At 62.7% G+C, this 25,141-nt stretch carries 22 protein-coding genes; 6 read left to right on the top strand and 16 right to left on the bottom strand.

Going from position 1 to position 25,141, the window contains the following annotated elements:
• Positions 1-544 precede the first annotated feature (544 nt).
• The 3 genes from IHQ72_RS02015 to IHQ72_RS02005 all read left to right on the top strand — a co-directional run bounded on the left by IHQ72_RS02015 (position 545) and on the right by IHQ72_RS02005 (position 4,304).
• Entirely contained in the window at positions 545-1,507 is a 963-nt protein-coding gene (locus tag IHQ72_RS02015) for a sugar-binding protein (RefSeq protein WP_123146202.1), read from the top strand.
• Between the two features lie 232 nt (positions 1,508-1,739).
• Positions 1,740-3,284, top strand: coding sequence for a sugar ABC transporter ATP-binding protein (locus IHQ72_RS02010; RefSeq protein ID WP_258120907.1), 1,545 nt, complete (start codon positions 1,740-1,742; stop codon positions 3,282-3,284).
• Between the two features lie 24 nt (positions 3,285-3,308).
• Positions 3,309-4,304, top strand: a complete 996-nt coding sequence (locus tag IHQ72_RS02005) for an ABC transporter permease (protein WP_077374661.1) — start codon at positions 3,309-3,311, stop codon at positions 4,302-4,304.
• A 238-nt stretch (positions 4,305-4,542) separates the two neighbouring features.
• On the opposite strand, the gene phnN is transcribed toward IHQ72_RS02005, so the two are convergent.
• The 9 genes from phnN to IHQ72_RS01960 form a co-directional block, all read right to left on the bottom strand.
• On the bottom strand, positions 4,543-5,163 hold the full coding sequence (gene phnN, locus IHQ72_RS02000) for a phosphonate metabolism protein/1,5-bisphosphokinase (PRPP-forming) PhnN (protein WP_258120906.1): 621 nt from the start codon (positions 5,161-5,163) through the stop codon (positions 4,543-4,545).
• Positions 5,160-6,299 (bottom strand): alpha-D-ribose 1-methylphosphonate 5-triphosphate diphosphatase, encoded by a 1,140-nt coding sequence (locus IHQ72_RS01995; RefSeq protein ID WP_258120905.1) that lies wholly within the window; start codon positions 6,297-6,299, stop codon positions 5,160-5,162. The genes phnN and IHQ72_RS01995 overlap by 4 nt, the downstream gene beginning before the upstream one ends.
• 93 nt (positions 6,300-6,392) lie before the next feature.
• Positions 6,393-7,100, bottom strand: coding sequence for a DUF1045 domain-containing protein (locus IHQ72_RS01990; RefSeq protein ID WP_258120904.1), 708 nt, complete (start codon positions 7,098-7,100; stop codon positions 6,393-6,395).
• A 153-nt stretch (positions 7,101-7,253) separates the two neighbouring features.
• A complete protein-coding gene (gene iolB, locus IHQ72_RS01985) occupies positions 7,254-8,066 on the bottom strand; it encodes a 5-deoxy-glucuronate isomerase (protein ID WP_258120903.1) in 813 nt (270 codons plus the stop codon).
• A 6-nt stretch (positions 8,067-8,072) separates the two neighbouring features.
• Positions 8,073-8,291 carry a DUF3329 domain-containing protein gene (locus tag IHQ72_RS01980; protein WP_095494037.1) on the bottom strand — a complete coding sequence of 73 codons (219 nt, stop codon included), beginning with the start codon at positions 8,289-8,291 and terminating at the stop codon, positions 8,073-8,075.
• A gap of 47 nt (positions 8,292-8,338) precedes the next feature.
• Positions 8,339-9,256, bottom strand: coding sequence for a myo-inosose-2 dehydratase (iolE, locus tag IHQ72_RS01975; RefSeq protein WP_258120902.1), 918 nt, complete (start codon positions 9,254-9,256; stop codon positions 8,339-8,341).
• A 42-nt stretch (positions 9,257-9,298) separates the two neighbouring features.
• Complete coding sequence (gene iolD / locus IHQ72_RS01970; RefSeq protein ID WP_258120901.1) at positions 9,299-11,143, bottom strand: 3D-(3,5/4)-trihydroxycyclohexane-1,2-dione acylhydrolase (decyclizing); 1,845 nt, start codon at positions 11,141-11,143, stop codon at positions 9,299-9,301.
• A gap of 35 nt (positions 11,144-11,178) precedes the next feature.
• Entirely contained in the window at positions 11,179-13,113 is a 1,935-nt protein-coding gene (locus tag IHQ72_RS01965) for a bifunctional 5-dehydro-2-deoxygluconokinase/5-dehydro-2-deoxyphosphogluconate aldolase (protein WP_258120900.1), read from the bottom strand.
• 231 nt (positions 13,114-13,344) lie between these two features.
• The gene (locus IHQ72_RS01960; RefSeq protein WP_258120899.1) at positions 13,345-14,190 is read right to left on the bottom strand and encodes a MurR/RpiR family transcriptional regulator; all 846 of its coding nucleotides are present in this window, start codon (positions 14,188-14,190) and stop codon (positions 13,345-13,347) included.
• Between the two features lie 153 nt (positions 14,191-14,343).
• On the opposite strand from IHQ72_RS01960, the gene IHQ72_RS01955 reads away from it, so the two are divergent.
• Entirely contained in the window at positions 14,344-15,453 is a 1,110-nt protein-coding gene (locus tag IHQ72_RS01955) for a Gfo/Idh/MocA family protein (RefSeq protein ID WP_258120898.1), read from the top strand.
• 210 nt (positions 15,454-15,663) lie between these two features.
• On the opposite strand, the gene IHQ72_RS01950 is transcribed toward IHQ72_RS01955, so the two are convergent.
• The 7 genes from IHQ72_RS01950 to IHQ72_RS01920 form a co-directional block, all read right to left on the bottom strand.
• Positions 15,664-16,755: a 3-deoxy-7-phosphoheptulonate synthase gene (locus IHQ72_RS01950; RefSeq protein ID WP_309508750.1), complete on the bottom strand. Its 1,092-nt coding sequence runs from the start codon at positions 16,753-16,755 to the stop codon at positions 15,664-15,666.
• A gap of 427 nt (positions 16,756-17,182) precedes the next feature.
• Entirely contained in the window at positions 17,183-17,977 is a 795-nt protein-coding gene (locus IHQ72_RS01945; protein WP_258120897.1) for an SDR family oxidoreductase, read from the bottom strand.
• Positions 17,978-18,000: 23 nt separating this feature from the next.
• The gene (gene iolG, locus IHQ72_RS01940) at positions 18,001-19,002 is read right to left on the bottom strand and encodes an inositol 2-dehydrogenase (RefSeq protein ID WP_258120896.1); all 1,002 of its coding nucleotides are present in this window, start codon (positions 19,000-19,002) and stop codon (positions 18,001-18,003) included.
• A gap of 129 nt (positions 19,003-19,131) precedes the next feature.
• A complete protein-coding gene (locus tag IHQ72_RS01935) occupies positions 19,132-19,899 on the bottom strand; it encodes an ATP-binding cassette domain-containing protein (protein ID WP_123147345.1) in 768 nt (255 codons plus the stop codon).
• A gap of 2 nt (positions 19,900-19,901) precedes the next feature.
• Entirely contained in the window at positions 19,902-20,978 is a 1,077-nt protein-coding gene (locus IHQ72_RS01930; protein ID WP_095484496.1) for an ABC transporter permease, read from the bottom strand.
• A 152-nt stretch (positions 20,979-21,130) separates the two neighbouring features.
• Entirely contained in the window at positions 21,131-22,072 is a 942-nt protein-coding gene (locus IHQ72_RS01925) for a sugar ABC transporter substrate-binding protein (RefSeq protein WP_258120895.1), read from the bottom strand.
• 378 nt (positions 22,073-22,450) lie between these two features.
• A complete protein-coding gene (locus IHQ72_RS01920) occupies positions 22,451-23,482 on the bottom strand; it encodes a LacI family DNA-binding transcriptional regulator (protein WP_258120894.1) in 1,032 nt (343 codons plus the stop codon).
• Positions 23,483-23,663: 181 nt separating this feature from the next.
• On the opposite strand from IHQ72_RS01920, the gene IHQ72_RS01915 reads away from it, so the two are divergent.
• Together IHQ72_RS01915 and IHQ72_RS01910 are read left to right on the top strand one after the other, a co-directional pair.
• Positions 23,664-24,773 carry a fatty acid desaturase family protein gene (locus tag IHQ72_RS01915; RefSeq protein ID WP_258120893.1) on the top strand — a complete coding sequence of 370 codons (1,110 nt, stop codon included), beginning with the start codon at positions 23,664-23,666 and terminating at the stop codon, positions 24,771-24,773.
• Between the two features lie 52 nt (positions 24,774-24,825).
• Entirely contained in the window at positions 24,826-25,140 is a 315-nt protein-coding gene (locus IHQ72_RS01910) for a Rieske (2Fe-2S) protein (protein ID WP_258120892.1), read from the top strand.
• Position 25,141: the final 1 nt, after the last annotated feature.

Below are 25,141 nucleotides of genomic sequence, written 5' to 3'. Positions count from 1 at the left end.
GTGGGGCGCGCCCGACGACGCTTCGCGTTTATAAAACAGGCACTCGATTAATCATTATTATCATCCTGGCAGCCGAATGGCTAGTAGCGGGGAGAGAGCGATACGCGGTTTCTGGAAGATTGGGAATGTGACCCAATTTCAAGGCCGCTAAACGGACTAGGAAGCCTCCCTTTCTCACCACACGGCAGGCAGCCATTCGCCAGCGGCACCAGGTTTCCAACCAGAGACTAATACTATTTACTAATAGGCGTAAGCGTTCTATTGTCAATTCGTCATGCCCGGCTCGGGACCGAACGGGCCATGACGGGAAGCAGGCGCGTGGCGCGGCATCCGCGGCTCTTGGGCCGGCAAAGCAACGCCACGCAATTACGGAAATGTCAGACAAATCCGACTATACGAACAGCCAATGAGTCTCTAAAGTCCAAAATCGCGGCTGGAATGGCGCCGTTCTTTCGCTGCCAGCACCCCTTGAGGAGGAGGCGTCCAGCCGCATCCGACAAGTTCAGATCAGCGAAAAATGACTGAATCAAATGGGAGGTTGAACATGAAATCTGCGATACGAAATGCGTCCGTCGCTGCCGCGGCCTTGGCTCTCGGCCTGTCCATCACGGCGATTGCCCGTGCCCAGGATAAACCGACGCTGGCCTTCGTCGTCAACGGCGCTTCCGATTTCTGGAAGGCGGCCGAAGCCGGCGTCAAGAAGGCCCAGGCCGAACTGCCCGACTACAATCTCGAGCTCAAATATCCGGAGCAGTCATCGGTCGCCATCCAGCAGCGGCTGATGGACGATCTGGTGACGGCCGGCGTCAAGGCGATCATGGTTTCGGCCGTTGATCCCAAGACGTCTACCGACGGGCTCAACAAGATCGCCTCGGAGACGGCGCTGTTCACCACCGACAGCGACGCGCCGCAGACCAAGCGGGTCGCCTATATCGGCTCGTCCAACATCGATGCCGGCAAGCAGGCGGCCGAGATCGCCAAGAAGGCGATGCCCGACGGCGGCAAATGCCTCGGCTTCGTCGGCCTGCTCGGCGCCGATAATGCCAAGGAGCGCATCGAGGGCATGAAGGAAGGGCTCGCCGGCACCAAGATCGAGCTGATCGACGTGCGTGGCGACGACATCGACCAGGCCCGCGCCAAGAAGAACGTCGAGGACGCGCTGGTCGCCAGCCCCGACGTCACCTGCATGGTCGGCTTCTATTCCTACAACACGCCGCGTATCTATGAAGCGCTGCGCGACGCCGGCAAGCTCGGTCAGATCACGGTCGTCGGCTTCGACGACGATCCGATCACGCTGGGCGGCGTCAAGGAAGGCACCGTTGCCGCCACGGTGGTCCAGCAGCCCTTCGAGTGGGCCTATCAAGGCATGAAGCTGATGGCCGCCTATCTCAAGGGCGACAAGTCGGGTGTTCCCGCCGACGGATTGATCATCGTGCCGACCAAGATCATCGGCAAGGACGATGTCGACGCCTATGCCGCCAATCTGAAGGCGATGTCTGGAAACTGAGCGTCGTCGGCGCTGCCCCTCATCCGCCTGCCGGCACCTTCTCCCCGTGAAGAGCGGGGAGAAGGGCAGTGGTTGCAACGCTGGCGATCCTTCTCCGCGTTCTTGACGGGGAGAGCGTAAGGGTGAGGGGCAGCGCGACGCTGGCGTGACTGGCTCCGCTTGTTATTGACGGGCTTGATCAGGCTCGTCAATCTGCGGGGAGGCCGACCCCGCCAACTGCTGTCAGGCGTGAATGAATTATTCCGACGCATCCATCGGCGCATCCACGACCGCCCCGTTCCTCAGTCTCGAGGGCGTGCGCAAGACCTATCCCGGCGTGGTCGCGCTGGACGGGTTTTCGATGGAGGTCAGGCCCGGCGAGGTCATCGGCCTCGTCGGCGAAAACGGCGCCGGCAAGTCGACGCTGATGAAGATCCTCGGCGGCGTGACCACCCCCGACACCGGCACGATCACCGTCGACGGCATCGCCCATGACGGGCTGACCGTCGAAGCCAGCATCGGTTCCGGCATCGCCTTCGTTCATCAGGAACTCAACCTGTTCGAGAACCTCGACGTTGCCGCCAACATCTATTTCGGCCGCGAGCCTTTGCGCGCCGGTCCGCTTAGGCTTGTCGACCGCGCCAGGCTGCGCGCGCTGTCGGCGCCGCTGCTCAAACGCGTGGGCGCCAATTTTTCGGCCGACACGCCGGTATCGACGCTATCGCTTGCCCAGCAGCAGATGGTCGAAATCGCCAAGGCGCTGTCGATCGAGGCAAGGCTGGTGATCCTCGACGAGCCGACGTCGAGCCTGCCACTTGCCGAAACCGACAAGCTGCTCGATGTCATCAAGGCGCTGAAGGCGGAGGGCATCAGCGTCATCTTCATCTCGCACCGTCTTCACGAGGTCGAGCGGGTCGCCGATCGCGTCGTTGTGCTGAGGGACGGTATGCTTGCCGGCACGCTGCCGAAGAACGCCATCAACCACGACCAGATGGTCAAGCTGATGATCGGCCGCATGCTGAAGGAGAGGGAGAAGGCGGCAGAATCGGCGCGCCCGCCCGGCACGGTCGCCCTGTCGGCCAAAGCCATTCGCACCAGCGCCTATCCCGACCGACCGGTCGATCTCGGCGTCAGGCATGGCGAAATTCTTGGCTTGGCGGGTCTTGTCGGCTCCGGCCGGACCGAACTGGCGCGCGTGCTTTTCGGCATCGAGAAGAGCCTTGGCGGTGCGCTCCAGCTTGATGGAAAGGATCTGGTTCTTGGTTCGGCCGCCGACGCTGTCGCCAACGGGATTTTCCTCGTCCCCGAGGATCGCAAGCTGACCGGAATCCTGCTCGATCTGTCGATTGCCCAGAATATTTCGCTCCCCAATCTTCCGGCGCATGCCCGGCGGTTCCTGGTTTCTGCCAGCGCCGAAGCCGTCACCGCCGAGAAGCAGAAAAGCAATCTCGGCGTCAAGGCGCCCTCGGTGGCGACGCGCACCGGCACGCTGTCCGGCGGCAACCAGCAAAAAGTCGTGCTGGCCAAATGGCTGGCCATGAACCCCAGGGTGATGATCCTCGACGAGCCGACACGCGGCATCGACATCGGCGCCAAGGCCGAGATCTACGGGCTGATGCGGGCGCTGGCCGATGCCGGCGTCGCGGTGCTGATGATCTCCAGCGACATGGAGGAGGTGATCGGCGTCTCCGACCGCATCGCCGTTATGCATGAGGGCCAGATCTCAGGCATTCTCGACAAGGAACAGTTCAGCCAGGAAAACGTGCTGCTGCTGGCCGTCGGCAAGCAGCCGAAATAATTCGCGGGCATTGGGGAGAAGACGATGAGCAAGAAAGATCTCGGCCTGCTGATCCTGATCCTCGTGGTGGGAGCGGTGGTGGCGATCATCAATCCGCGCTTCCTGCTGCCGATCAACCTCGCCAACACCTCGAACCTGATTGGGCTGTTCGGCATACTGGCGATCGGCCAAGCTTTCGTCATCATCACCGGCGGCATCGAATTGTCGGTCGGCTCGGTGGTCGCGCTGCTCGGCGTCCTGTTCGTCGATTTCATCGCCACGCGCGGCATGGCATGGCCGGTCGCGCTGCCGCTGATCCTCGTGCTCGGCGGCATCATCGGGCTGGCACATGGCTGGCTGATCACGCGGCTCAAATTGCAGCCTTTCGTGGTGACGCTGTGCGGCCTCTTGATCTACCGCGGCGTCGCGCGGTTCTACACTGCCGACGGCACGGCGGGCTTTGCCTTCGGACAGAACTTTCCGGAACTCGAGTTCCTGACCGCCGGGCGATCCTATGGCGTGCCAAACAGCTTCATCGCGCTGATCGTCATCGCCATCGTGATGTGGGTGGTGCTGCACCGTTCGGTGTTCGGCCGCTACCTCTACGCCATCGGCAAGAACGAGGAGGCGGCGAAATATTCCGGCATCCGCACCGGCCGCGTCGTCATGGCGGCCTATGTCATCTGCGGTGTGCTGACGGCGCTGTCGGCGATCTACTTCGCCATGTACACGCGCTCGATCTCGCCGGCGAGCCACGGCCAGTTCTATGAACTCTATGCCATTGCGGCGGCGGTGCTCGGCGGCTTTTCTCTGCGCGGCGGCGAAGGCTCGCTGATCGGCGTGATCTTAGGCACGGTCCTGCTGCAGGAGCTGCAGAACCTCGTCAACCTGCTCGGCATCCCCTCCTCGCTCAATTTCGCAGTGATGGGCGGCGTGATCCTCATTGGCGTGCTGGTCGACCAGCAATGGGGCGTGTACCGGGAGCGGCGGCTGATGCTGGAGGCAACCCGCAAGGGCGCGGCTGGTGCGGCCGCGGAGTAGCCGCTTCACGAACCTTTGAGTCGGCGGGACAGCCCCCTCTGTCCTGCCGGACATCCCCCCACAAGGGGGGAGATTGGCAGTTCTGCCCGACGGCGCCTTTTCTTCAGCGTTGGAGATTGGCGAAAGCCGATGCGACATCCAATCTCCCCCCAAGTGGGGGAGATGTCCGGCAGGACAGAGGGGGGCGCGAAGGATCGCTACAGATTAGTTTCTGCCCCGCTGCATTCTTCGATCGATGTCAGGGTCGGTCCGAAAACGCCATCGCCTTGCGCAGCACATCGACAAAACGCTCGCCGGCCGCTTCGCGCGGGCCGCTATTGTCGATCGAGGTGACGCCTGGCCCGGACAACGCCACATTGGCGCTGCGCGCCAGTCGCGCCAGCACTTCGCCGCGCGACTCGCGGCCGCGCATCGCCAGTCGCTCGGCCAGGATTTGCGGCGAAGCGGTGATCTCGACGACAGCCAGATTGGCGTAGCGCTCGCGCAGCGCCGGGATGATGGCGCGGGAGACATTGGCGACGGCGACGCGGCCGTTGGCGACCGACCGGTCGACTTCAGCCGGGATGCCGTAGCGCAAGCCATGCGCCTCCCAGGAGATGGCGAAGGCGCCATCCGCTTCCGCCTCGACAAAGGCCGCATCGGCAAGCGTGTCGTGATCCTCGCTTGCCGTGTCGCTCGGCCGGGTGATGACCCGGCGGACGAACTCCAGCCGCGTCTTGTCGGCAAATAGCGACCGGGCATAGCCGATCACCGTGTCCTTGCCGGCGCCGCTCGGGCCGACGACGGCGACGAAGACGCCGTCGCGGATCGGAAACGCCGCGGCCGACAATTCACGCTCGATCGACGCCGACGCCATCATGCGACCCGGCGTCCCTGCCGCCAGACGGTGCGGACAACCGGGACATGGTCGTCGAGACGGACGCGAACCACATCGGCGCGCCGGCCCTGTTCGATGACGCCGCGGTCGGAGAGGCCGACTGCCTCGGCCGGGTTCTTCGAGACCATGGCGACCGCCTGAGGCAGGGAAATGCCGTCGACCACGTCGCCGAGGAAAAACGCCGACTGGATCAGGCTGAAGGGAATGTAATCGGACGACAATATGTCGAGCAGGCCTTCGCCGGCGAGCGTGCGGGCCGAAACATTGCCCGAATGCGAGGCGCCGCGCATGACGTTCGGGGCGCCCATCAGCACCCCGAGCCCTGCCGCCTTCGAAGCTTTTGCGGCCTCTTTGGTGGTCGGGAATTCGGCGACGCGGACGCCTTGTTCGATCGCCTCGTCGACATGGCCGGTCGTGGCGTCGTCATGGCTGGCCAGCACGATGCCGCGCTGATGGCAGGCAGCAGCGATGAAGGCGCGGTTCGGCCCAGAATTCGTCGCCGACTCCGCCATCCGCTTCTCACAGAATTGCTGGAATTCGCGATCCGTCAGCTTCAGCTTGCGCTGGTAGTAATAGGCATAGGTTTCCAAATCGACGAACTGGCGCTGTCCCGGCGCATGGTCCATCAGCGACGCCAGCTTGATCCTGTCATCGCCGTCGAAATGCGCGAAGGCGGAGAGACAATCCGGCGCCGAAACCTCACAGCGCAGATGGATGAAATGGTCGGCCCGCAGCCGGTCCTGCTGGACGCTGTCCTCGATCGCATCGGCCAGCTTGCGCATGTCGGCCGAATTCATGTCGGCATCGTCGTCCATGCCGACGCGCAAGGCGTCGAGCACGGTGGTGATGCCGGCGGTCGCCACCTGCGCGTCGTGAGCGAGCACCGCGGCGATCGGGTTCCAGCGCACTTTCGGCCGCGGCGCGTAATGGCCTTCGAGGTGGTCGGTGTGAAGCTCGACCAGCCCGGGAATGATGAAATCGCCGCCCATGTCCTCGCCGCTCCGGCCGGCACCGGCATCGATCCCGGCGATCAAGCCGTCGCGCAGCACGATCGACCCTTCGACGATCTCGTCGGCAAGCACGACGCGGGCATTGTTGAGAACGGTCTCGGCGGTCATTTCAGGCAGTCCTTGGAGCATTTTGCAGCCAATTGGAAATCACCGATTGGGTGAATTGGCGTCGCATAAATGCGGTTAAAACAAATAGCCATTTCAGGCAGTTTTTCTGGCCGGGCGGCGCCCAAGCGCGTGATGGGAAAGCACCATGAACGGGGCGCCAGGTTCGGTTTCGACAAACAGGGTCAGTGCGTCCACCGGCACCGGCCGTTGCAGGACCTGCGCAAACAGGCTGTCGATTGCTGCGCGAAGACGAGGGCTTTCCTGTGACGAGACACGGCCGGACAGCGTCATATGGAACCGGAAGGTGCCGAAGACATAGGGGTAGCCCCACTGGCAGAGATTGCGGAATTCAGCCGGCTTCAGCGAGTCAGGGCTGCGCCGTTCGATCTCAGCCTCGCTCAGCGGCGCGCGAAAACGGTCGAAGTCGCGCACAACGTCGTCGGCGAAGCGGTTGAGCGCCGGCAGCGGTCCTTCCGGCACCAGCGCGAAGAAGCCGTCGATCTGGCTGACGACCAGCCGTGGGATCGTCACCACCGGCGTCGTCTCGGCGAAATCGTCCAGTGCCGCGCGAAGCGCGCCTTCCGTTTCGTTCGAAGCGAGCCGGAAGGGCGCCTTCAGTGTCGCATGAAAGCCGTAGCGGCGTGCCGAAGCGGTGTGGAAGGCGACTTCAGCCGCCGACAGTTCGCCCACGGCCTCGACCGGCCTCGTGGCAGCGCCGAACGGGTCGCGGCCGAGCCAATTGGCGGCGATCCGCGCCAGCGGTTCGTCCTGCCGGGGTGTGAAATAGATAGCGTAGCGCATCGAAAGTCCTCGTCAACTCCCGCTGCCATAGGCGATTTGCATGACGAAATGACGAAGCTGATGATCGCTCCTGATAACAAAGTTGTTCAGGCGGGTCATTAGCCGACGATTTTTTCGCCTTGGGCCAGTTTGCCGACCCGGACGGGCAGCGCCTCAGGCCTTCATCAGCCATTCGTGCTCGGGCGCGTTGTGGAATTTCCACGTCCGCTTCGGCCCGGCCATGACGTTGAGGTAGTAGAGGTCGTAGCCATGGCAGGCGGCACAAGGGTGATAGCCCTTTGGCACCAGCACGACGTCGCCGTCCTCGATTGCCATCGCCTCGTCGAGCGCGCGGGCGCCATCCTTGTCGGCATCGGTGTAGACGCGCTGAAAGGCAAAGCCCTGCGGCGGATTGAGGCGGTGGTAATACGTCTCCTCAAGATAGGATTCGGCCGGCAGATTGTCCTGGTCATGCTTATGCGGCGGATAGCTCGATGTATGGCCGCCAGGCGTAATGACCTCGACCACCAGCAATGAATCGGCCCGCTTGCCTTCCGGCAGGATGTTGGTGACATAGCGCGTGTTGGTGCCCTTGCCGCGAACCTCCTGGCCGAGATCCTTCGGCGCAATGACGCGGACCGGCAGGCCGCCGCCAAGCCCCGGCGCCGAGCAGACCGCGACTTCGAGGTCGGTGTCGGCGGTCACCGACCAGTCAGAGCCCTGCGGTACGTAGACCGACCACGGCTTGCCTTCGAAGGGCGACATGCGTTCGCCGAGCAGGCCGAGATCCTTGCCGCCAGCCTTGGCCTTGCCCTTGCCGGTGACGAACACCAGGCAGACTTCACGGTTCGCGGTTTGTCCGGAGGCTGTTTCGCCTGGCCGCAGCCGATGCAGATCGAAACCGACATAGGTCCAGCCGGCGTTTTGCGGCGTCACATGGGCGACGCGGCCATGGCCCTTATCGGCTTTGACCAGCAGTTTCGACATCGCGCTTCATTCCTTTGGTTCGGTATCGGCCGGATCCTTGCCGCCGTCGGCCGGCTTGTAGAGATAGAAGAACTGCCAGACGGCATAGCCGGCGAAGCCGAGCGCGATCGTGCCCCAGAACGGCGCGCCGGTGGCAAACTCGACCACGGCCCAGCCCAGGCAGACCGCGACGATGGCAACGCGCCGCCACAAAGGCCGGAAGAACGGATGCTCAGAGTCCTTCATCGGATCAACGCCCGCATCGGATCAGCCCTTCGCCGGGAATACTGCATTCAAGCATTGGGGAAGCCCTGTGTTGCAACCGTGTAGCCGGCGGCCGTCATCACCCGCATCAACTCCTTGTAGCCGACTTGCGCCATCTTGAGCGGCGGATTCTTCTTCGGGTCCTGCTCGGCTTCGACCACGAACCAGCCTTCATAGCCGTAGTTCGCCAGCCTTTCCACAATGGCACCGAAATCCAGCGAACCATCTCCCGGCACCGTGAAGGCGCCAAGCGCCACGGCATCGAGAAAGGATTGCTTCTGGCGATCCAGTTTTTCAATCACCCCCATGCGCACATCCTTCACATGCACGTGGTTGATGCGCTGGTGATGGTTGTCGATGGCGCGCAGCACGTCACCGCCGGCAAAGGCCAGGTGACCGACATCGAGCAGCAAGGGAATGCCTTCACCCGAGTAGCGCATGAAGGCATCGAGCTCCGGCTCGGTCTCGACGACCGCCGCCATATGATGGTGATACGAGAGCGGCATGCCCTGCTCGGCGCACCATTCGCCGAACTGCGTGAGGCGCCTCGCATAGGCTTTCATCTCGTCATCCGAAAGCCTTGGCTTGGTGGCGAGCGGCCTCGAGCGGTCGCCCTGGATGGAGCGGCTGACCTCGCCGTAAACGATGCAAGGCGCGTTCACCGCCTTGAACAGATCGATCATCGGCTGGATGCGATCCTTGTTCTTCGCCGTGTCTTCGTCGACCAGCGTACCGGAGAACCAGCCGCCGCAGAGCGTCACGTCGGCCTCCTTCAGGATCGGCAGCATCACCTTGGGATCATTGGGGAAGCGGCGGCCCATTTCCATGCCGGTGAAGCCCGCCGAGCGCGATTGGCGCAGACACTGCTCCAGCGACACGTCATCGCTCAGTTCCACGAGATCGTCGTTCCACCACGCGATGGGGGACATGCCCAGTTTGGCTTTCAAGTCGTCACTCCACTATCAGATCGTTGCGAGGCGATGCCGGATTCAGCCCTGCCGGCTGCCCACGGCCTCCTCATATTTCTTGCGCGCGGCGTTTACTTGCGGCCGCACCGAGACTTCCGGCACGGCGACATCCCACCAATGGCCGCCGGCATCGGTCGATACCAATGGGTCGGTGTCAATGACCAGCATCGTCGTCTTGCTGTTGTCTTTTGCCTTTGCCAGCGCCGTTTCCAGCCCGGCGATCGACGATACTTTTTCGGCAATCGCGCCGAGGCTTGCCGCATGCGCGGCGAAGTCGATGTCGGGCATAACCTCGTGGCGGGCGTCCTTCAGCAGATTGTTGAAGTTGGCGCCGCCGGTCGCCATCTGCAGCCGGTTGATGCAGCCATAGCCCCTGTTGTCGAGCAGCACGATGGTCAGCTTGAGACCAAGCATCACCGACGTCGCGATCTCGGAATTGAGCATCAAATAGGAGCCGTCGCCGATCATGACGACGACCTCCTCGTCGGGCTTGGCCATCTTGACGCCGAGCCCGCCGGCTATTTCGTAGCCCATGGTCGAGAAGCCGTACTCGGCATGGTAGGAGCCGGGCGTGCCCGCCTGCCACAGCTTGTGCAATTCTCCGGGCAGGCCACCGGCGGCATGCAGCAAGGTTACGCCTGAACCCATGGCGCGCTGCACGGCGCCGATCACCTGCGCGTCCGAAGGATAGGCGGCATTGGTCGAGGCCGTCACCTTGCCGGCCTCGGCCTGCCATGCCGTCTTGCCCTTCACCGCATTGTCGGTCCAGGCGACAGGCGCCTTCCAGCCCTTCAGCGCCGCGCCGAGCTCGGAGAGCCCTTCGGCCGCGTCGGCGACCAGCGGCAGCGCCCAGTGCTTGCCAGCGTCGAAGACCTGGCTGTTGAGACCGATGATGGTGCGGCCGGAATTCTTGAACAGCGCCCACGAGCCGGTCGTGAAATCCTGCAATCTGGTGCCGACGGCAAGCACGACATCGGCTTCTTCAGCCAGCCGGTTGGCAGCCGAAGTGCCGGTGACGCCGACCGCCGCCATGTTGAGCGGATGATCGTCCGGAAGCGAGGATTTGCCGCCTTGCGTCTCGCAGACCGGAATGCCGGCGCCTTGCACCAGCTTCGCCAATTCACCGGAAGCCTGCGAATAAAGCACGCCGCCGCCGGCAATCACCAATGGCTTCTTCGCGCCCTTGAGTGCTGCCACCGCGGCCGCCAGCTCCTGGCGGTCCGGACGCGGTCGGCGCTGGGTCCAGACCCGTTCGGCAAAGAAGCTCTCGGGGTAATCATAGGCCTCGGCCTGCACGTCCTGGCAGAGCGCCAGCGTCACCGGTCCGCATTCGGCCGGATCGGTCAGCACCTGCATCGCACGGTTCAGCGCTGGGATGATCTGCTCGGGCCGGGTGATGCGGTCGAAATAGCGCGACACCGGGCGGAAGCAGTCATTGACCGTCGCCGTGCCGTCGGAGAAATCCTCGGCCTGCTGCAGGACAGGGTCGGGGATGCGATTGGCGAAGACGTCGCCAGGCAGAAACAGGACAGGCAACCTGTTTACATGCGCAAGTGCTGCCGCCGTCACCATGTTGAGCGCGCCGGGGCCGATCGAACTCGTCGCCGCCATGAACCGGCGACGGAAATTGGCCTTGGCGTAGGCGATCGCCGCATGCGCCATCGCCTGTTCGTTGTGAGCGCGGAAGGTCGGCAATTCGTCGCGCACCTGATAGAGCGCCTCGCCGACGCCGGCGACATTGCCATGGCCGAAGATCGCCCAGACGCCGCCGAAGATCGGCATTTTTTTGCCGTCGATCTCGGCCATCTGGCGGGCAAGAAAGCGGGTCAGCGCCTGCGCCATCGTCAGGCGGATTGTCTTGGTCATGTTGTTTTCCTCCGCAGACCTTATGCCGCGCCTTCTTATGCTGCTTTGCGGCCGCGCGCGGCAAGCCATGCCTCGGTCAGTCTCTCGAAGCGCGAAGCCATGTCGGAAACTGCCTCGTCGTCCGACATCTTGCCGGCAAGCCATTGTTCGGCCGCGTTGATGAAGATGGTGCGACCGACGGCGAAGCCCTTGACGATGGGCGCCTTGGCGGTGGCGGCGAAGGCCGCTTCCAACTCGTCCTGCGGCGCTTCCAGGCCGAGCAGCACAATCCCGCGGCACCACGGATCGTTCTTCAGGATCACCGCTTCGATTTTTGCCCAAGCCCCGGCTGAAGCCTGCGGTTCGAGTTTCCACCAATCGGGCTTGATATCAAGCGCATAGAGTTCCTCCAGTGCCAGCGGGATCGTTGTATCGTCGAGCTTGCCGTGCTTGCCGGCGATGATTTCGATGAGGAGTTCTCTCCCCATTTTCCGCGCGGCCTCGAACAGGCTTTTGAGCTTCTGCTGCTGCTCGGTCTTCAGCGCCTCCGGGTCGTCGGGGTGATAGAAGCACAGGCACTTGATGCAATGGTCGACCGGCCACTCGATCAACTGCGAACCGATGTCCTGCGAGAATTCGAAACGAAGCGGGCGAGATCCCGGCAGCTCGACCGGCCGGCCAAGCCAGGCGAAGGAATGGCGGGCAAATTCGAACATCGCCTCGCGGCCATATTTCTCGTCGAGCAGCATGCCGTAGCCGGCACGGCCGCCGGCAACCTTTGCGGCCGCCTTGACCGTCAGCACCTTGAATTCATGGATGCGCGACGGGTCGGCACCGGCTTTCGCAGCGACATCGTCAAGCTGTATACGATGGTCGCACGCCAGCGCCATCAGCGAGGGAATATCGCGCCGGCGCGTCGTCGCCCAATGGATATGGTTGATCGCCTCGTCCTTGCGCAACGCCAGATGCCTGCTGCCGTTTTTGAGGAAGAACTGCAATTCCTCGAAGGTCGGGTATTCCGGCGCGCAGAGCAGCCGCGACACGGCGAAGGCGCCGCAGGCATTGGCCCAGGTCGCCGCCGTCTCCAGGCTTTCCTCGCCAAGCCAGCCGCGCAGGAAGCCCGACATGAAGGCATCGCCGGCACCGAGCACATTGTAGACCTCGATCGGAAAGCCCTTGCCGACGATGCCGTCTTCGAGATCATCGCTGATCGGCCCGTCATAGACGATGCAGCCCATGGCGCCGCGCTTCAAGACGATCGTGGCCTTGGACAGCGAGCGGATGGTCTTCAACGCGCTCAGGCAATCATCCGCACCGGAGGCGATCATGATCTCTTCTTCGGTGCCGACGATCAGGTCGCAGTCGGGCAGCACTGTCTTCAGCTGGGCGGAGACCCGGTCGGATTTCACGTAGCGCTCGAAGCCTTCGGCATGGCCGGCGAGACCCCAGAGATTAGGGCGGTAGTCGATGTCGAATACCACCTTACCGCCTTTGGCCTTGATGGCGCGGATCGCCTTGCGCTGCGCTGCGTCGCTGTTGGGCCGCGAAAAATGCGTACCGGTGACGACGATGGCGCGTGCCGAAGCGATGAACGCTTCGTCGATATCGTCTTCCGAAAGCGCCATGTCGGCGCAGTCGGAGCGGTAGAAGATCATCGGCGAGACGCCTTCCTCCTCGACCGACAACAGCACCAGCGCGGTCAGCCGGTCGGGATCGGTCTTCAGGCCGTCGACACAAACGCCTTCGCGCTTCAGCTGCTCGCGGATGAAGCGGCCCATCTGCTCGTCGCCGACTCGGGTGAGCAGCGCCGAGCGCAGGCCGAGCCGCGCCGTTCCGACCGAAATGTTGGCCGGACAGCCGCCGACCGACTTGGCAAAGGAGGTGATGTCCTCCAGGCGCGAGCCGATCTGCTGGCCATAGAGGTCGACCGAGGCGCGGCCGATGGTGATAATGTCGAGCGGCGCATGTTTCGCGTCCACGGCTTCGCCCATTCGTACCTCCCGTCGGCCTTGTTGTCTTGGCAACACGTTGTTTTGGGTAACACGCGCGAGCGGCAGCGTGGCGCCAGCAATATGAAATATTAATTCCAATCCGTAGTCAATATGGAACGAGCGTTCCTTTTCTGAAAAGTGCTAGACCATGATCCCGAACCGAAGGTCAGCGAAGCAAAAAGTGGCGCCCGGTTTTCGGAAAAGATCATGGTCAAACAAGAGAAAAGTTGTCTAGGCCTTGCGCTTCCTGCCCGCATCGCGCCGCTTTTCGCCAACCGCGACGGTCAGCGCCATGGCCAGCGCCATCGTTGCCGACAGCGAGCGGAAGCCGGCGAAGTCGGCCTCGGCGACCTCGAACCAGACTTTGGCGAACTGGGCGAGCGGCGAAAACGAACTGTCGGTGATCGCCACGATCGGCACGCCTTGCTCGGAAATGACGCGCGCCTCCTCGATGGCCGCCGGGGCATAGGGTGAGAAACTGATGGCGATGACGGCATCCCTGGGCGAGGCAAAGCTGATCATCTCGGCGTTGAGGCCGGCGGCCGATTCGATCAGCTGGTTGCGGATCTTGAGCTTGCCCAGCGCATAGGCGACGTAGGAGGCGACCGGATAGGAGCGGCGCTTGGCCAGCACATAGATGGTCTCCGCCTTCGCCAGCAGGGCGATCGCATCTTCGAAATGGTCTTCGTTCAACCTGCCTGAAATATCGTTGAGCGAGGTGCTGGCCGCGGCGACGAAGCCGTCGAAAATCGCCCGGTGACCGGCGCCTTCCTCTGCCTTGGCGCGCAATGCCGCCAGCCTTTCGTCATAGGACGAATTGCGCTCACGCAGCCGCTCGCGAAACACCAGCTGCAGGCTGGTGAAGCCGTCGAAGCCGAGCTGCTGGGCGAAGCGGATCAAGGTCGAAGGCTGGACGCCGGCGGAGGCGGCAATGCTGGCGGCGGTGCCAAAGGCAATATCGTCGGGATTGTCGAGCGCATAGGCGGCGATCTGCGCGATGCGCTTGGGCAGGCTATGGCGCCGTTCCAGGATCGTCGTACGCAGCGTCTCGAAATCGCGGGGCACCCGTTCGTCCATCGTCGCTCCGCCTAGGCCCATCAGTCAATGCCGTGTGTGCCCCATCATAGCGAGCCTGTGCAAGAAGGCCATAAAAAATGAGGCATGCGTTCCATTTCCGGAAAAAATGGACTAATTCATCCACACAATCTTTCTGGCGACGGAGACAAGGAAATGGTCGGAGTCGGTCTTATCGGCACAGGCTTCATGGGCAAGTGTCACGCCATCGCCTGGAACGCAGTCTGCACCGTCTTTCCCGACGTGGCCAAGCCAAGGCTGGTCCATCTCGGTGAGGTCGACGAGGAGCTTGCCAAGCGTCGTGCCACCGAATTCGGCTTCGCCAAGGGCTCCGGCGACTGGCGCGCCGTCGTCGATGATCCGGATGTCGATATCGTCTCGCTGACCACGCCGAACCAGTTCCACCCGGAGATGGCTATCGCCATCCTCGAAGCCGGCAAGCACCTATGGTGCGAAAAACCGATGGCGCCGAGTTTTGCCGAGGCGCAAGCCATGGCGGTGGCGGCGCAAAAGTCCGGCAAGGTGGCCGCGCTCGGCTACAACTACATCCAGAACCCGGCCATCCGCCATATCGGTGCGCTGCTCGACGAGAAAATCATCGGCGAGGTCAACCATCTGCGCGTCGAGATGGATGAGGATTTCATGGCCGACCCGGAGGCGCTGTTCTTCTGGAAGCACGAGGCGGCGTCCGGTTACGGCGCGCTCGACGATTTCGCCGTGCATCCGCTGTCGCTGGTCGCCGTGCTGTTCGGCCGCGTCGCCCGCGTGATGTGCGATATGGCAAAACCCTATGCCGATCGCCGCGTCGCGTCCGGCGGGCGCCGGGCGGTCGAGACCTACGACATCGCCAGCGTGCTGATGCATCTCGAAAACGGCATTGCCGGCACGCTGCTGGTCAATCGTTCGGCCTGGGGCCGCAAGGGCCGGATCGCCATCCAGATCTTCGGCTCGAAGGGCTCGATCCTGTACGATCAGGAGCGGATGAACGAGTTCCAGCTCTATCTCACCGCCGACCGGCCGACCGAGCAAGGCTATCGCACCATCCTGGTGGCGCCGCATCACAAGCCCTACGACGCCTTCCTGCCGGCACCCGGCCACGGTCTCGGCTTCAACGACCTCAAGATCATCGAATGCCGGGAACTTTTGGCGCGGCTGGCCGGCAAGCCGGCGCGGATCATCGATTTCGACGAAGGACTCGAAATCGAACGCACCGTCCATGCCATGGCGCGCTCGTTCGAGGAAAAACGTTGGGTGGATGTAAGGTAACGCCGGCGTTGGCTCCCCTTCTCCCCTTGTGGGAGAAGGTGGCCGAGCGAAGCTCGGTCGGATGAGGGGTGTTGGACGGATCGCGACTTGAAGTCGTAAGGGCTTCAATTCATTTGAAATTTTAGCGCACCGTTTCTTCCAGCACCCCTCATCCGGCTCGGCGCTACGCGCCGATCCACCTTCTCCCACAAGGGGAGAAGGTGAAAGGCTTCAGGCGGCTCCCGGACGGCTGGCGATCATGGCGCGTCGCGCTGACCGGCGCCGCTCGACGGCGTCGGCAAGGCCGTGCAGCACCGTCTCGGTGGTTGCCCAGTCGATGCAGCCATCGGTGATGCTCTGGCCGTAGACGAGCGGCTTGCCGGGCATGACCTCCTGCCGGCCGGCGACGAGGTTGCTCTCGATCATAACGCCGATGATGCGCTCGTCGCCTGCCGCGACCTGGCCCGCCACGTCAGCCACCACCATCGGCTGGTTCTCCGGCTTCTTGTTGCTGTTGGCGTGGCTGACATCGATCATCAGCCGTGGCGAGATGCCGACCCGGCCGAGTTCCGCGCAGGCGGCAGCTATGCTCGTTGCGTCATAGTTCGGCACAATGCCGCCGCGCAGGATGACGTGGCAGTTCTCGTTGCCGGTGGTCGTCGCGATGGCGCTGCGTCCGCCTTTCGTCACCGCCATGAAATGATGCGGCTGGGCGGCGGACTTCACCGCCTCGGCGGCGATCCGCAGGCTGCCGTCGGTGCCATTCTTGAAGCCGACCGGGCAGGACAGGCCGGATGCGAGTTCGCGATGGATCTGGCTCTCTGTCGTGCGCGCGCCGATCGCGCCCCAGGCGACGAGGTCGGCAATGTATTGCGGGGTGGCCATGTCGAGGAATTCGGTCGCCGCCGGAAGGCCGAGATTGTTGACGGCGGAGAGCACGTTGCGGGCCAGCCTCAGTCCTTTGTCGATGTTGAAGCTGCCGTCCAGGTCGGGATCGTTGATCAGGCCCTTCCAGCCGACCGTCGTGCGCGGCTTCTCGAAATACACCCGCATCACGATCTCCAGCCGGTCCGACAGGCTCTCACGCAGCCCCGCCAGTCGGCTGGCGTAGTCTACGGCAGCGGCCGGGTCGTGGATCGAACAGGGGCCGACGACGACGACCAGCCGGTCATCGGCGCCGGTCAGAACGGCGTGGATAGCGTTGCGTGACGCGGCAACGGTCCGCGTCGCCGTCAGCGTGCGCGGTATCTCCCGCATCACCTGGTCCGGCGTACTCAGTTCCCTTATTTCCTTGACCCGAAGATCATCTGTGGTGGTCAACACGGCTTTCTGCTCCTGGTTGGGAGACCTGCCGGCTTGAAACAAAAAAGCCGCCAGGTCTGGCGGCTGTTCGGATTTTGATGCTGCAATCTTCAGATCGAGCGCAATCCTCCCGCCGCCAGCGAGCTGCTAAAGTACCAATACGTGGCGGTCAGGTTGATCATGAGGCTCATATAATCGAAGCCGAGGCGCTTGTCACGCGTCCGGTGAGGCCGAAGCGCCGAGTTCGTCATCCCAGGGCGAAGCTCCGTCGCGGAGACCCTGGGATCCATGCCGTTACCTTGGCCAAGGAGTGCAGCGGAGCAGAGTTCTGCATTGTAGCGGCGCCTAGAAGTCACGGCATGGATCCTCGGGTCTGCGCCACGTCGCTACGCTCCTTGCTCCGCCCGTGGATGACGAAGTGATGGGCGTTCCGCTGGACTCGCCGGCGCTACTCCGGCGACGATCCGGCGATGTTCTGGTCATAGTCGACCAGTGACCCGGTCATGACGCCCGACTGCGGGCTGATCATATAGCTGATCAACCGGGCAAGCTGATCCGGCTTCACCAATTGGCCCATCGGCTGCGCGGCCTCGGCCTTTTCCAGCCAGTTATCAGGCGCGTCGTGCCATTTCTTCTGCACGATTGCCTCGCCCTCGGTATCCATCCAGCCGGGCAGCACCGCGTTGCAGCGGATGCGATTGCTGCGGTAGGCATTGGCGACATTCTTGGTCAGCGTCGCCAGCGCGCCCTTGCTTGACGAATAGGGCGCCAGGAACGACTGGCCGCAATGCGCCGACATCGACAGCACATTGACGATCGAGCCAGGCGCCTTGCGGGCGAGCAGCTGTGCCACCACGCCTTGCATCAGGAAGAAGGGGCCGCGCACGTTGGTCTGGAAGATCTGGTCGAATGTTTCCTCGGAGGTCTCGACCAGCGAACCACGCGCCGAGGTGGCGGCAGCATTGACCAGCGCATTGATAGTGCCGAAATGGCTGATCGCCGTTTCGACGGCCCGCTTGCAATCGGCCACCTCTGAGACATCGGCGCTGATGAAGATGGCGTCGACGCCGTTTTTCGCAAGTGCGGCGACCGCCCTGTCGCCCTTCTCCCTGGAACGGCCGACCAGCGCCAGGGCGCGGCAGCCCTCGTCGGCCAGCGTCTCGGCCACGGCGTAGCCGATGCCTTGCGCGCCGCCGGTGACGATGGCGCGTGTTTCTGAATTGCGACCGGCGGAACCGTTCATCGCCTTGCTCCTGTGCTTGATAGTCAGACTGTCTTGTCGAGGCGAACGGTCTTGCCTTCGCTAGCCGATTTCAGCGCCGCGTCCGCCAGCCTCAGCGCGACGAGTCCGTCCTTGCCGCTCGGCGCCGCCTTCTTGCCTGACGTCGCCGCCGCGATGAAGGCAGCGATCTCGTTGGCATAGGCGTCGAGATAGCGGGTCATGAAGAAGTCGTGCAGCGGCGGGCGCGTATAGCCCTTCTCATTGGCCAGTTCGATCGACACCGGCCGCTGGTTCTCGGCCGCAACCATGCCTTTCGAGCCATGCACCTCAATCCGCTGGTCGTAGCCATAAGTGGCGCGCCGCGAATTGGAGATGATGCACTGCTTGCCGGAGGCGGTTTCGAGGATGACGCTGACGCTGTCGAAATCGCCGGCCTCGCCGATTTGTCTGTCGACCAGCACCGAGGCATGGGCGCTGACCGCCACCGGCTCCTCGCCGAGCAGGAAGCGCGCCATGTCGAAATCATGGATGGTCATGTCGCGGAAGATACCGCCCGAGCGGCCGATATAGTCAAGCGGCGGCGGGCCGGGATCGCGCGACGTGATGGTCACCATCTCGACGGTGCCGATGGCGCCGTCGTCGATCGCCTTGCGCACGGCGGCGAAATGCGGATCGAAGCGGCGGTTGAAGCCGACCATCAAAGTGGCGCCGGCCTTGTCGACCACGGCCAGGCATTCTTCCACTCTGCCGGCGTCCAGGTCGATCGGCTTCTCGCAGAAGATCGCCTTACCGGCCTTGGCGAACCGCTCAATCAGATCGGCATGGGTGTCGGTCGGCGTGCAGATGATGACCGCATCGATATCCCCGGCTTTTTCGATGGCCTCGATAGTGCGTACTTCCGCGCCATAGGCCGACGCCAGCTCCGTCGCCGCCTTCTCGAAGGCATCGGCAACTGCGACCAGCCTGGCCTGCGGATTGGAACCGACGGCACGGGCGTGGACCTTGCCGATGCGGCCGGCACCGAGAAGAGCGAAGCGGAGAGACATGGGATTTCCTTTGAAGATTGTTCGAAATGGAAGTGCGTCTTTACTGCACCGTTCAGGGCAAGGCGCAGTAGATTTTCTTATTGCGGCTGCTCGGCGACGGGCCGATGACCCGCCGCGCCGGCATCCGTCCTAGGCGGCAAGTTCGGCCTCCCCGGTCTTGGCGCCGGTGATGTATGAGACGACATCATTGCCGTCGGTGTCCTGCTTGCGCAGATTGGCGACGATGCGGCCGCGCCGGAACACGACGATGCGGTCGACCAGATCGAACACCTGGCGCATGTTGTGACTGATCAGGATCAGCGGCTCGCCATTGGCTTTCAGCGTGCGGATGATGTTTTCGACCTGCATCGTCTCCTGCACACCAAGTGCTGCCGTCGGCTCGTCCATGATAATGAGCTTGGACGCGAAAGTCGCGGTTCTGGCGATTGCCACGCACTGGCGCTGGCCACCTGACATGTGGCGGATGGTGTTGGAAAGGTTGGGAATCTTGACCGCCGTGCGGATCAGCGCTGCCTCGGTCGCCTTGCGCATGAACTTGCGATCGAGGATCGAGAAAGGCCCGAGATTGAAAAGCACCTTTTCGCGGCCGAGAAACAGGTTCGACGGCACGTCGAGATCGTCGGCAAGCGCCAGGTTCTGGAACACCGTTTCGATGCCCGCCTCGCGCGCCGCGATCGGGCCGGCGAAGTTCACTTCCTTGCCGTCGAACCAGACCTTGCCGCTGGTGCGCTGCTCGACGGCGGTGATCTGGCGCACGAAGGTCGATTTGCCGGCGCCATTGTCACCCATGATGGCGACATGCTCGCCTTTGCGCAGTTCGAAGTTCGCGCTTTCCAGCGCATGCACGCCGCCATAGTATTTGGTCAGGTTTTCGGTCTTCAGGACGATGTCTGACATGATCAAGCCCTCATTGCCCGCAGGCGCTGGCGCCACTGGTCGAGAACGACTGCGCCGATGATGATCACGCCCTTGACCATCTCCTGGTAGTAGGCGTCGAGGCGCAGGAAGGTGAAGCCGGAGATGATGACGCCGAAGATCAGCGCACCGATCACCGTTCCGATGATCGAGCCGCGGCCGCCCGACAGCGAGACGCCGCCGATGACCGCCATGGCGATCGCGTCCAGTTCGTACATTACGCCCATGCCGGCCTGAGCGGTGAGATTCTTGGAGCTCAGCACCACGGCGGCAAGCGAGGCGAGGATACCGGCAATGACGAAGACGAGGATCTTGTGGTTCTGGACATTTATGCCGGACATGCGGGCGGCGTCCTCGTTGGAGCCGATGGCATAACAGTGCTTGCCGTACCTGGTGTATGACAGGATCAGCTGGAACAGAATCGCCAGCGATATGAAGATGATGACCGGCATCAGCCCCTTGCCGATGGCGGCGAAACTTTCGGTGGGAAACGAGATCGGCTGCCCCTTGGACCACCATTTGGCGATGCCGCGCGCGGTGACCATCATGCCGAGCGTGGCGATGAACGGCGGAATGCGCGTGTAGGCGATCAACGAGCCGTTGACCAGGCCCGCCAGCAGGCCGCAGCCGATCGCGACCAGCACCGGCACGATCACCGGCAGGTCGGTCCAGCCTTGCGCGAGGAACACCGCCTTGGGATTAGGGTTGCCGTTGACCGTCGCCACCTGGGCGAAACTCATGGCGATCATCGCCGTGGCGCCGACGATCGAACCAGAGGAAAGGTCGATGCCGCCGGAAATGATCACCTGCGTCACGCCGATGGCGATGATGCCGACGATCGACACCTGCAGGATGATGATCTGCAGGCGCGCCTCGTTGAAGATCGTATCGACATTGGCGCGGGTGTTGAACAGGAAGCTGTCGCCAAGAAAGACCCGGCCTATCAGCTCGAAGGCGCCGACAAGGATGATGAGCGCCAGGAAAACGTTGAATTCGGCAGGCCATGTGCGCTTCTTCGCATCATAGCTGAGTCCGCCGACGCCATGGGTTGTCTGTGCCAAATCTTGCTTCCTCCGTCAGCCGTAGTCGCCCTCCCGCCGCCTGTTTCGGCGACGAGGGGAAGAGGAGCGGCGTTTTTTTGTTTTTCCAACATCGGATTCTCAAAACGGTCCGATGCTCTGCCGCCGCTCCCATCGAAAAACGGTCCTCTGCCTCAGTTCTTCTGCAGGAACTTGTCGATGTTTGCCGGCGTGACCAGCTGGAAGGGGATGTAGACCTTCTGTTCAACCGCCTCGCCCTTGGAAAGCTTGAGCGCCGCGTCCAGCGCCCCGGCGCCCTGGCCGGCCGCATCCTGGAACACGGTCACGTCGAGATCGCCCGCCTGCATCGCGGAAAGCGCGTCCTGAGTGGCGTCCACGCCGCCGACGACAACCGACTTCATGTCGATGTTGGCAGCCTTCATGGCCTGGATGGCACCGATGGCGCTTTCGTCATTGTTGGCGATCACGCCATCGAACGGCGTGCCGGTCGACAGCCAGTTCGTCATGAGGTTCTGCGCTTCCTCGCGTTTCCAGTTCGACGTCTGCTTGTCGATGATCTTGATGAAGCTGCATTCCGGAGTGGCGATCACATCGTCAATGTCCTTGGTGCGCTGCACCGCGGCCTGGTTCGACAGCTCGCCCATGATCACGTAGACATTGGCCTCGGTCTTACCGGCCTCTTTGAACAGGCGGCAGACCTCCTGGGTCTCGAGAGTGCCGGATTCGACCTCGTTCGAGGCGACGAAAGCCTGGTTGTCCGGCAGCGTGTCGACATTGACCGGCTCGCGGTTGACGTAGACCAACGGAACCTTGGCCGCAGCCGCTGCGTCCGACATCGCCTGGGTGGCCGAGGTGTCGACCGGATTGACGATGATCGCGTCGACGCCCGAGGCGACGAAGTTCTTGATCTGGTCGAGCTGTTTGGCGACGTCGTTCTGCGCGTCCTCGACCTGCAGTTCCACGCCCTCCATGCCCTTGGCCTGCTCGATCATGCCGTTGCGCAGCACGGTGAGAAAATTGTCGTCGAACAGCGCCATCGACACGCCGATCTTGGCAGCGAGGGCGGACGAGCTCATCAGCGCCAAAAATGCGGCGCCCAAAATCAGTTTCTTCATTTTATCTCTCCTCCACAGAATTGGTGTCCGGCTGCACCGATCTACCCGGAATCCCCGATCTCCCAGGGAATCTCTCCCGATTGCCACTCCGTTCCCGATGGCGATTTCCGCGTTGTCTTGAACACCAAGCCCTCCGTTGAAACAGATGTTCCGGAACGAAAGAACCAAAATACCTAGTTGGTGAAATATTTATTCCATTCTGCGGGCGGGCGTCAAGGAGATTCCGAAATCGGATGACGGATTTTCGGATAACGCGGCTGAGGGCCGGCAAATCTTCTGCAAGAATCCATCAACTTGATGGTTCACATCATTGCCGACGCATCGTGGTGCCCGATCTGAACCTGGATCCCTGGCTGAGCCCAGACGTTTTACCCGAACCTAGATGTTTTCCGGTAGATAGATATCGAAGGGCAGGAAGGTCTGGCCCGGCGCATTGGCAGCGCCTGCCTCGATGGCATGCGCCATCAGCCCGACAAGCTCGCGACATAGTGCTGCCAGCGGCGTCGAAATCACCATGGTCAGGATGTTGTCGGCGAGCGCCGCGCGCGACTCGGCGTTGATCTCGTTGCAGACGACCACCGGCATATTTATGGGCCTCGCTGCCCTGAGCGCCGAGACCGCGCCTTCCATGCCGCCGCCGGCGACGTAGCAGCCGGCAAGATCCGGGTACCGCGCCAGAAGATCGATCATCGCATCATGGGTCACCTGGTTGGCCTCCAGATTGACCAGCGTCTCCAGCACCGTGAATTCCGGCGCATGCTCGCGGAAGAATGATCTGAAGCCGATCTCGCGTAGCTCATGGCCATGGAAGCGATGGCTGCCGACAAAAAGGGCGACCTTGCCGGGTTTCCTCGCCGCCCTGGCGATCATCCAGGCCGCGGTGCGGCCGACCTTGCGGTTGTCGAGGCCGACATAGCCCTCGCGGATGCCGGCGGCAAAGTCGGATAGCAGGGAGAAGACGGGTTGCCCCCTTGCCTTCAGGGTCTCGACGGCTGCCGTCAGCGTCGGATGGTCCGGACCGACAAGGGCGACGGCCCTGGATTTCGCCGCCAGCTTGCGCATATGGGCGGCGATCTCGTCGGGGGCCAGCGAACTGGCGAAGTCGATGGTTGCGACGCCGCGGAAGCGCTGCGATTGCGACACCGCCAGTTCGAGCTCCCGCGCGAAATCGCTGTAGAAAACATCATTGCCCCTCAGCAGCAGAAAGCCGAGCCGGTATTCGGGCAGTTCCTGGCGCATCCGCTGCTTGATCAGTCCGGCGGCGTGGTAGCCGATGCTGGTGGCGGCCTCATAGACGCGGCGCGCGGTTTCCTTGCGCACCGGCAGGCGATTGTTTAGCACCCGGTCGACGGTGGCGACGCTGACGCCGGAGGCGCGCGCCAGATCGGTGATGGTCGGCCGTTTTGCCATGAGCTTCCTGCCTGATTGCCCTTCCTGCCTCATTGTCTGGCATAGGCTTATATCATTCTGATGGGAAATGATAGAAACAATCTTCGTGATATTGAGCCTATCATGGCTTGGCGTTATTTTGCGACAAAACCACCTGTGGCAGAGGCACCCGTTCTGATGGATGCCGACGGAGGCAGCCTCAATGGAAGCGACACTATCCGCAATGCCGTCCCGGCGAGACTACAGCCTGCTCGGCCGCGACGCGAAGCTCGCCGTCGAGACCGGGCTGGCAGCGGCTGAATGGTATCATACCGACGTGCCCCGCAAGCGGATGAGGGAGCTGATGCAGCGCTCCGATGGGCCGGCGATTCGCGACACCACCATCTGGCTCGGCGCCCTGATCCTGAGCGGAGCGGGCGGTGCCTGGTTCTGGGGCACATGGTGGTGCGTGCCGTTCTTCTTCGTCTATGGCGTCCTCTACGGCTCTTCCACCGATTCACGCTGGCACGAATGCGGTCACGGCACCGCGTTCAGGACGCAGTGGATGAATGATGCGATCTATCAGATCGCCTGCTTCATGATCATGCGCAATCCGGTGACCTGGCGCTGGAGCCATACGCGGCATCACACCGATACGATCATCGTCGGCCGCGATCCGGAAATCGCGGTGATGCGCCCACCGGACCTGGTGCGCGTCGTGCTCAATTTCTTCGGCATTGTCGATGCCTGGCATGCTATGAGCGACATGGTTCGCAATGCGGCCGGTAACATCAGCCCGGGGGAAAAGACCTTCATTCCGGAGCAGGAGCAGCCAAAGGCGATCCGCATTGCCCGCATCTGGACCGCGATCTATGCCGCGACCATCGCGCTGGCGCTTTATAGCGGCTCGTTCCTGCCCTTGATGCTGGTCGGTCTGCCCAGGCTTTACGGCGCCTGGCATCACGTCATGACCGGCCTCCTGCAGCATGGCGGCCTGGCCGAAAATGTCATCGACCATCGCCTCAACAGCCGCACCGTCTACATGAACCCGATCAGCCGCTTCATCTACTGGAACATGAACTATCATGTTGAGCATCACATGTTCCCGATGGTGCCTTATCACGCGCTGCCGAGGCTGCACGAACTGATCAAGCACGACCTGCCGACGCCGACGCCGTCGATCCTGGCCGGCTATCGCGAGATGGTGCCTGCCTTCGTGCGCCAGCTGCGCAATGAGGACTATTTCCTCAAGCGCGAACTGCCGCCGACCGCGAAGCCCTATCGCGAGGAATTCCACAACGATAACGATGCTGTCGCGGCAGCAGCGGAATGACATGCGCCCGTGCCGGGCAAGTTGACCAAGCAAAATTCTGCCGGGAGGACTAATGAGCGACTGGGTCGAGGCCTGTGATTCCGAAGACATCGACGAAGAGGACGTGATGCGGTTCGACCATGGCGGCCGCACCTTCGCCATCTATCGCAGCCCCGACGACGAATATTTCGCGACGGACGGTCTTTGCACGCATGAGAAGGTGCATCTGGCCGACGGGCTGGTGATGGACGACATCATCGAATGCCCGAAGCACAATGGCCGCTTCAACTACAAGACCGGTGCTGCAAGGGGCGCGCCGGTCTGCGTCAATCTCAGGACTTATCCGGTCAAGGTCGATGCCGGCAAAGTCCTCATTCAGATCGGGTGAC

This window comes from Mesorhizobium onobrychidis (assembly GCF_024707545.1).
GTDB lineage: Bacteria > Pseudomonadota > Alphaproteobacteria > Rhizobiales > Rhizobiaceae > Mesorhizobium > Mesorhizobium onobrychidis.
This window is presented reverse-complemented; position numbering and strand designations above follow the sequence as displayed.

Excerpts from the sequence above, each read along its gene's own strand:
- IHQ72_RS01935 (WP_123147345.1), bottom strand. The coding sequence starts at position 19,899 with ATGTCAGACATCGTCCTGAAGACCGAAAACCTGACCAAATACTATGGC.
- IHQ72_RS02005 (WP_077374661.1), top strand. The coding sequence starts at position 3,309 with ATGAGCAAGAAAGATCTCGGCCTGCTGATCCTGATCCTCGTGGTGGGA.
- IHQ72_RS01910 (WP_258120892.1), top strand. The coding sequence starts at position 24,826 with ATGAGCGACTGGGTCGAGGCCTGTGATTCCGAAGACATCGACGAAGAG.
- iolB (WP_258120903.1), bottom strand. The coding sequence starts at position 8,066 with ATGTCGAAACTGCTGGTCAAAGCCGATAAGGGCCATGGCCGCGTCGCC.
- IHQ72_RS01960 (WP_258120899.1), bottom strand. The coding sequence starts at position 14,190 with ATGGACGAACGGGTGCCCCGCGATTTCGAGACGCTGCGTACGACGATC.
- IHQ72_RS02015 (WP_123146202.1), top strand. The coding sequence starts at position 545 with ATGAAATCTGCGATACGAAATGCGTCCGTCGCTGCCGCGGCCTTGGCT.
- IHQ72_RS01995 (WP_258120905.1), bottom strand. The coding sequence starts at position 6,299 with ATGACCGCCGAGACCGTTCTCAACAATGCCCGCGTCGTGCTTGCCGAC.
- IHQ72_RS01925 (WP_258120895.1), bottom strand. The coding sequence starts at position 22,072 with ATGAAGAAACTGATTTTGGGCGCCGCATTTTTGGCGCTGATGAGCTCG.
- IHQ72_RS01955 (WP_258120898.1), top strand. The coding sequence starts at position 14,344 with ATGGTCGGAGTCGGTCTTATCGGCACAGGCTTCATGGGCAAGTGTCAC.
- IHQ72_RS01965 (WP_258120900.1), bottom strand. The coding sequence starts at position 13,113 with ATGGGCGAAGCCGTGGACGCGAAACATGCGCCGCTCGACATTATCACC.
- IHQ72_RS01945 (WP_258120897.1), bottom strand. The coding sequence starts at position 17,977 with ATGAACGGTTCCGCCGGTCGCAATTCAGAAACACGCGCCATCGTCACC.
- IHQ72_RS01980 (WP_095494037.1), bottom strand. The coding sequence starts at position 8,291 with ATGAAGGACTCTGAGCATCCGTTCTTCCGGCCTTTGTGGCGGCGCGTT.
- iolG (WP_258120896.1), bottom strand. The coding sequence starts at position 19,002 with ATGTCTCTCCGCTTCGCTCTTCTCGGTGCCGGCCGCATCGGCAAGGTC.
- IHQ72_RS02010 (WP_258120907.1), top strand. The coding sequence starts at position 1,740 with ATGAATTATTCCGACGCATCCATCGGCGCATCCACGACCGCCCCGTTC.
- iolD (WP_258120901.1), bottom strand. The coding sequence starts at position 11,143 with ATGACCAAGACAATCCGCCTGACGATGGCGCAGGCGCTGACCCGCTTT.
- IHQ72_RS01990 (WP_258120904.1), bottom strand. The coding sequence starts at position 7,100 with ATGCGCTACGCTATCTATTTCACACCCCGGCAGGACGAACCGCTGGCG.
- IHQ72_RS01920 (WP_258120894.1), bottom strand. The coding sequence starts at position 23,482 with ATGGCAAAACGGCCGACCATCACCGATCTGGCGCGCGCCTCCGGCGTC.
- phnN (WP_258120906.1), bottom strand. The coding sequence starts at position 5,163 with ATGATGGCGTCGGCGTCGATCGAGCGTGAATTGTCGGCCGCGGCGTTT.
- IHQ72_RS01915 (WP_258120893.1), top strand. The coding sequence starts at position 23,664 with ATGGAAGCGACACTATCCGCAATGCCGTCCCGGCGAGACTACAGCCTG.